Origin of the sequence: Halobacillus alkaliphilus (assembly GCF_900113125.1) — a bacterium.
In the GTDB taxonomy this organism is placed as follows: Bacteria; Bacillota; Bacilli; order Bacillales; family Halobacillaceae; genus Halobacillus; species Halobacillus alkaliphilus.
The window spans coordinates 175,488-182,683 of sequence record NZ_FOOG01000004.1; the positions used below are offsets into that span (position 1 = coordinate 175,488).

Annotated in this window: 5 protein-coding genes, 1 pseudogene and 1 other annotated feature; of the genes and pseudogenes, 5 read left to right on the forward strand and 1 reads right to left on the reverse strand. The window is 44.3% G+C overall.

Annotated features, from left to right (window positions below; genetic code table 11):
- Nucleotides 1–19 precede the first annotated feature (19 nt).
- The 5 genes from guaB (at nucleotide 20) to serS (ending at nucleotide 6,236) form a co-directional block, all read left to right on the forward strand.
- A complete protein-coding gene (gene guaB / locus BMZ06_RS04435) occupies nucleotides 20–1,489 on the forward strand; it encodes an IMP dehydrogenase (RefSeq protein WP_089750520.1) in 1,470 nt (489 codons plus the stop codon).
- A gap of 111 nt (nucleotides 1,490–1,600) precedes the next feature.
- Nucleotides 1,601–2,932: a serine hydrolase gene (locus BMZ06_RS04440; protein WP_089750522.1), complete on the forward strand. Its 1,332-nt coding sequence runs from the start codon at nucleotides 1,601–1,603 to the stop codon at nucleotides 2,930–2,932.
- 125 nt (nucleotides 2,933–3,057) lie between these two features.
- Nucleotides 3,058–3,942 carry a pyridoxal 5'-phosphate synthase lyase subunit PdxS gene (pdxS, locus tag BMZ06_RS04445; protein WP_014641310.1) on the forward strand — a complete coding sequence of 295 codons (885 nt, stop codon included), beginning with the start codon at nucleotides 3,058–3,060 and terminating at the stop codon, nucleotides 3,940–3,942.
- A 113-nt stretch (nucleotides 3,943–4,055) separates the two neighbouring features.
- A complete protein-coding gene (gene pdxT, locus BMZ06_RS04450) occupies nucleotides 4,056–4,646 on the forward strand; it encodes a pyridoxal 5'-phosphate synthase glutaminase subunit PdxT (protein ID WP_089750524.1) in 591 nt (196 codons plus the stop codon).
- 39 nt (nucleotides 4,647–4,685) lie between these two features.
- Nucleotides 4,686–4,908 (forward strand) — a binding site (T-box leader).
- A gap of 53 nt (nucleotides 4,909–4,961) precedes the next feature.
- The gene (gene serS, locus BMZ06_RS04455; RefSeq protein WP_089750526.1) at nucleotides 4,962–6,236 is read left to right on the forward strand and encodes a serine--tRNA ligase; all 1,275 of its coding nucleotides are present in this window, start codon (nucleotides 4,962–4,964) and stop codon (nucleotides 6,234–6,236) included.
- Between the two features lie 806 nt (nucleotides 6,237–7,042).
- On the opposite strand, the pseudogene BMZ06_RS20345 reads toward serS, so the two are convergent.
- A pseudogene (locus BMZ06_RS20345) lies at nucleotides 7,043–7,196 on the reverse strand (IS4-like element ISHaha1 family transposase); the annotation flags it as partial.

A 7,196-nucleotide genomic window follows, 5' to 3' on the forward strand; every position in this document is an offset into this window, starting at 1 on the left:
ATAAAAGGAGAGATCAAGCATGCGTGAAGATAAATTTGAGAAAGAAAGCTTAACGTTCGATGATGTGCTTCTTCTGCCGGCCAAGTCAGATGTATTGCCTCGTGACGTTTCATTAGCTACAGAGCTCTCGCCTACCTTAAAACTGAATATGCCCGTTCTCAGTGCAGGAATGGACACAGTTACAGAAGCGGGCTTAGCCATCGGAATGGCGAGACAAGGCGGTCTTGGTGTCATCCACAAAAATATGTCGATTGAAGAGCAGGCTGAGCAAGTCGATCGTGTAAAACGTTCCGAAAGCGGAGTTATCACGAATCCTTTCTTTTTGACTCCTGAACATCAGGTTTTTGATGCGGAGCACCTGATGGGTAAATTCAGAATCTCAGGTGTGCCGATTGTGAATAATCAAGAAGAACAGAAGCTGGTTGGGATCATTACCAACCGCGATCTTCGTTTCATCAAAAATTACTCCATGGCCATCAGTGAAGTAATGACAAGCGAAAATCTGGTAACGGCACCTGTTGGAACCACTTTAGAGGAAGCTGGGAAGATTCTTCAGGAATACAAAATTGAAAAACTTCCATTAGTGGACAATGAAAGGATCCTGAAAGGTCTAATCACCATTAAAGATATCGAAAAAGTTATCGAATTTCCGCTTTCAGCGAAGGACGAACAAGGCCGTCTTCTCTGCGCTGCTGCCGTCGGTGTAACAGCGGATGCGATGACAAGGATTGATAAGCTTGTTTCTGCGGGAGTGGATGCTTTAGTTGTCGATACGGCCCACGGACATTCCCAGGGTGTAATCGATCAAGTGAAGCGAATTCGCAGCAAGTATCCTTCTATGAATATTATCGCCGGAAATGTCGGTACCCCAGAAGCAACACGCGAACTAATTGAAGCGGGAGCCGATGTGATTAAAGTAGGTATAGGTCCTGGGTCCATTTGTACAACCCGTGTTGTTGCCGGGGTAGGCATTCCGCAAATTACGGCGGTTCACGACTGTGCAAGGGAAGCAGAGAAATACAACAAGCCTGTTATTGCCGATGGTGGTATTAAATATTCAGGTGAAATTGTAAAATCTCTTGCAGCCGGGGCCCATGCGGTTATGCTTGGAAGTCTACTCGCTGGCGTGTCAGAAAGTCCGGGAGAAACAGAAATCTTCCAGGGCCGCCGTTTTAAAGTTTACCGTGGAATGGGATCTGTAGGGGCTATGGAATCCGGCTCTAAAGATCGTTACTTCCAAAGCGATCAGGAATCCAAAAAACTGGTACCAGAGGGTATCGAAGGACGTATGCCGTACAAAGGACCGCTTGCGGATACGCTTCACCAGCTGATGGGCGGTTTACGATCAGGAATGGGGTACTGCGGAACCCCAACGATCCAGGCGCTGCGCACGGATGGTAAATTCACGAGAATTACCGGAGCAGGCTTGCGAGAAAGCCACCCTCATGATGTTCAAATTACAAAAGAAGCACCGAACTACTCCGTTTGACTTGAGTAATTATTAATAGACAGGGACTATTTCCCTGTCTATTCTTTTGTGAAGCCATGTGATAAAATAACGAAGGTATAATACATAATTTGTGGGTGGAGGTCGAGAAAGTTGAAACAAGTTTTTAAAACATCCCTGGCCGTCATGATGGCCTTTATTTTGAGCATGTCCGCAGTCTGGATGAATCCAGGGAATACATACGCGGCTACAGTTAATGTAGAAGCGAAATCTGCTATTCTAGTAGACGCTGATTCTGGAAAGATTTTATTTGAGAAAGAGGCAGACCTTACTCTACCTCCAGCTAGTATGACGAAAATGATGACAGAGTACCTCGTTATGGAAGCCATTCAGCAGGGCAGTATCAGCTGGGATACCACTACACAGATCAGCCAATATGCTTATGATATATCGGCAAACGCTAATTTTTCCGGCGTTGGCTTGAAAATGAATAAAGATTACACAGTAGAAGAACTTTATAAAGCGATGGCGATTAATTCAGATAATGCCACGACTATTGCGCTGGCTGAATTAATTGCAGGAACAGAAGCTGAATTTGTTAAAATGATGAATGAAAAAGCCAAGGAAATGGGACTTCCGGATTATGAATTCGTAAATTCCACGGGCTTGAACAATTCCCATCTGGGAGATAATTACCCGGAAGGAACAGCCCCTGATGCAACGAATATGCTTTCGGCACGATCCGCTGCCCTTCTTGCCTTCCACTTAATTAATGATTACCCTGAATCTTTAGATATCTCGAGCCAGCCCACAGCTGAGTTTGATGGTCAGACCATTACAAACTGGAACTGGATGATCCCTAATATGCCCGGCGCCCTCTCACAGTTTGGTTATGAAGGAGTCGATGGTTTAAAGACAGGATACACAGAGCTTGCAGGCAACACGTTTACAGGGACAGCCGAACAAAATGGTCAGCGTTTTATTACTGTCGTTATGAAGACCGACTCAAGAGCGTCCCGTTTCCAGCAGACAGCGAAGTTATTTGATTATGGTTTTCAGCAATTCCAGGAGCAGACTCTTTATGAGGCTGGTTATCAACTGGAAGATGAATCTGAAATCGAGGTAGCTAAAGGAAAAGAAGAAAAGGTAGCTGTAGAGACCAATACGGATCTTCAAACACTTGTTAAAAATGGGGAAGATGAACAATACTCTATTAAGTATAACCTTTCGGAAGATCAATTGAATGAGGACGGAAAACTTGTGGCACCTATTGAAAAAGGAGCCAAAGTAGGAACGGCTTCTCTTGTTTACAATGGAGAAGAATCCTATGACAATCTATTATCTGAGAACCCAAATTCCGTAGATGTAGTGACTACGGCAGCCGTTGAAAAGTCCAATTGGTTTATGCTGATGATAGGCGGAATCGGTGAGTTCTTTAGCGATATTTTCAGCGGAGCTGTAGATATGGTAAAAAGTTGGTTTTAACAGTTAATGCCAATTTATTTGGTAGGATTTTAGGCTTTTTTGAGTTACAATAGATAATAAGTAATTTTAGATTCAAATCATGCAAATGATTGATCATATACAGTCGATTCAGGGAGGAATATATTATGTCACAAACAGGTACAGATCGCGTAAAACGCGGAATGGCAGAAATGCAAAAAGGCGGCGTCATCATGGACGTTGTAAATGCGGAACAGGCAAAAATAGCTGAAGAAGCGGGAGCGGTAGCCGTAATGGCTCTTGAACGCGTACCAGCTGATATTCGTGCAGCTGGAGGCGTAGCTCGAATGGCAGATCCAAGTATCGTGGAAGACGTTATGAATGCTGTTTCTATTCCGGTCATGGCAAAAGCTCGTATCGGGCACATTACAGAAGCACGTGTACTAGAAGCTTTAGGTGTCGATTATATCGATGAAAGTGAAGTACTTACGCCAGCGGATGAAGTTTATCATATCAAAAAGGATGATTATACCGTCCCATTCGTTTGCGGCTGCCGTAACTTGGGAGAAGCTACACGCCGTATTCGTGAAGGAGCTTCTATGCTTCGTACTAAAGGGGAACCTGGTACAGGCAACATCGTAGAAGCTGTTAGTCACATGAGACAAGTTCAATCCCAAATTCGTCATCTTCGCGGTTTATCAGAAGATGAAGTGATGGTTTATGCGAAAGATAATGGAGCTCCATTTGATCTTCTTATGGAAATCCGTGAAGCAGGACGTCTTCCTGTCGTAAACTTTGCAGCCGGTGGAATTGCTACCCCTTCTGATGCAGCATTGATGATGCAGCTTGGAGCAGACGGTGTATTCGTAGGCTCAGGTATTTTCAAATCCAACGATCCAGAACGCTTTGCTCGTGCGATTGTAGAAGCTACTACGCATTATGATGACTACAAATTGATTGGTGAGCTTTCCAGAGGTCTGGGCACAGCCATGAAGGGCATGGAAATGTCTACGCTTGCTGCCGACCAGCGTATGCAGGATCGCAGTCAATAAATAATTAGAAGGCGGATCAGGGGTCTTGAGACAGGCCCCATCCGCTGCTGATTCTTCGTTTATATTTATGATCGTTAGAATGATTTAGGATAGATTTAAAGGAGACATGCATCATGACCACAATCGGTGTATTAGGACTTCAAGGAGCTTTTCGTGAGCATGTACGTTCCATCGAAGCTTCAGGTGCAGAAAGTGTTGTAGTGAAAAAGGTTGAACAGCTTGAGAATATCGACGGACTTATTATCCCAGGCGGCGAAAGTACAACCATCAGACGACTTATCGATAAGTATGGATTCCTTGAGCCCCTTCGTGATTTTGGAAAACAAGGAAAGCCGATTTTCGGTACTTGTGCAGGATTAATTCTGCTTGCTTCAGAAATTGATGGATCATATGACGTGCATTTAGGACTGATGGACATCAAAGTACGCCGTAATGCCTTCGGAAGGCAGCGCGAAAGCTTTGAGGTGGATCTCGATATCGAAGGCGTGGCTGAAGGATACAATGCTGTATTTATACGCGCCCCTTATATTGAAGGGGTAGGTGAATCCGGTAAAGTATTAGCTACGTATAACGGACATATCGTAGCTGCCCAGCAGGATGGTTACCTGGCTTGTTCCTTCCATCCTGAATTGACTGAAGATCATCGAATGACCGCTCATTTTGTTAAAATGGTGGAAGAGTCTAAAAAATCACTTGCATTATGATTGAATATCCGCTAATGTTATTAGACACAATAGCTAATAGATAACGCGATGATAGGAATTAGTAGCATCATCCTTTTTCTTTAAGAGAGTCAGTGGCTGGTGAAAACTGATGAAAAAGATGTGTGAATCCATCCTTGAGTGTTCGACTGAATAATAGTAAGTCGAACCGGTGCTCACCGTTATGAGTTAAGCCGGAAGATTGATCTTCAATCTTCAACTTGGGTGGTATCGCGGGAAGCATAATCAAGCTCTCGTCCCTTATTTACAAGGGACGGGAGCTTTTTATATTAATTAATTTGAATGAGGAGGATCCACATGCTGGACATGAAGTACTTACGCCAGAATTTTGAAGAAGTGAAGCAGAAGTTGAATAAACGCGGTGAGGACTTATCCGAACTGGATGCCTTTGGAGACTTGGATGAAAGACGCCGGGAGCTGATTCAAGAGACGGAGGAGTTAAAAGCTCGCCGTAATGAGGTCTCTAAAGAAATATCTCAACTGAAAAAGGAAAAGCAGGACGCGGATGACAAGATTAAAGAAATGCGTGAAGTAGGAGACCGGGTCAAGAATCTGGATGCTGAACTCAAAGAGGTGGAAGAACGATTAGAAACATTACTTCTTTCTATTCCTAACATTCCCCATGAAAGTGTGCCTGTTGGAGAAGATGAAGAAGATAATGTGGAAGCGAAAAAGTGGGGAGAGCTTCCAGCCTTTACTTTCGAAGCCAAAGCCCACTGGGATGTAGCGACTGAGCTCGATATTCTGGACTTCGAACGTGCGTCTAAAGTTACGGGCAGCCGGTTTGTTTTCTACAAAGGACTTGGTGCCCGTCTCGAGCGAGCGTTACTAAATTTCATGATGGATTTACATGCGGACGAGCATGGCTATCAGGAAATGCTTCCTCCTCAACTTGTTAATCGTACCTCTATGACAGGGACAGGACAGCTCCCGAAATTTGAAGAGGATGCATTTAAAATTGAAGACTGGGACTACTTCTTAGTGCCAACGGCAGAAGTTCCTGTAACGAACTACCACCGTGAAGAGATTCTATCTAGTGAGAACCTTCCACAGAAGTTTGTAGCTTTCAGCACCAATTTCCGTTCAGAAGCGGGTTCTGCGGGCCGGGATACAAGAGGCCTGATCCGCCAGCACCAATTCAATAAAGTTGAACTTGTTCAGCTAGCTAAACCAGAGGATTCTTATCAGGTGCTGGAAGAGCTAACCGGCCATGCTGAGAAGGTCCTGCAGCTGCTTAAACTGCCGTATCGCGTGATGAGCATGTGTACAGGTGACCTTGGATTCACAGCTGCTAAGAAATACGATATTGAAGTGTGGATCCCAAGCTACGGAACGTATCGTGAAATCAGTTCTTGTTCTAATTTTGAAGACTTCCAGGCTCGCCGCGCGGGTATTCGTTTCCGTCGTGAAGAGAAAGGGAAGCCGGAATTTGTTCATACTTTAAATGGTTCTGGGCTTGCCCTGGGACGTACAGTAGCTGCGATTCTTGAGAATTATCAGCAGGAGGATGGCTCTGTAGTTATCCCTGAAGTACTTCGTCCATATATGGGTGGTAAAGAGTCTATTCGATAATAGAAAGCCTATAAAAAGCCGCACCGAGCAAACCTAGCCGGTGCGGCTTTTTTAAGGCACTTTTAAACGCTATCGTTTGCTTTTATAAAAGTCTTATTACGCTATAGGGCCGGATTGTGTAAGACTTTCGAGATATTGGGGTAGTCTGTAGGTCCTGCGGGGGACGATTCGCTTTCCGTGGGCATGTGCTGAGCCTCCTCAAGCTAAAGCTTTCCGGGGTCTCACCGATCATGTTTATCCCACTCTTACACTTTTATAAGAGTTAAGCATAACTCATAATATAAACGTCAGCGAGAGCTATCCAGCTGCAGCACCTAGCGTCTAGTGAGACTTCCCTCACTTCTGTGCGATAAGTCAACATCGAATCGCTCCGCTCTTCGTGTTTCCTTTATCTCCGACAGCTCAGTCCAGTCCATACGCCGCTGACCAAGGTGCTTCCGCTTTTAAGATAGGAGTCTTCATCGTCCCCCTCCGGACCTTGCCAAATCAGAAGCTCGAAACTACTTAACACATCATCTGAGTATGAGGAATTAGACCATGTGGTTTTATGCCTATTTTCAGGATGTAACGATGCGCAATAGCCTGTCATAAAAGCATTTAATACAGATTAAGGGGGAGAACTTTTCTCTTCTGGAAGGGTACATTCACAAAACTAGTGTTGGGTTGGTGGGGAAATGACGCATATCCGTCAAGCTAGTAAGTGAATAATTCTAGATAAGCATTGGTTCCACCCTTGAATTACACATATTTCCAATTAAGGTTATATGGACTCCTAAAGGAGTCCGCAATAAAAACAAGGGGATCTTTTATTTATAAGTTAATCCTAAAACATCGAACGGACTTTCATGTTTTTCTTTGTGGTCTTTCCTGCCATGTCGCCTAGCGTTTTCGAAGATGGCTTCTAATATTTCTACGACACTCTTCGAATCAGATTGTATTGGAGACACTAGATATGGCAAA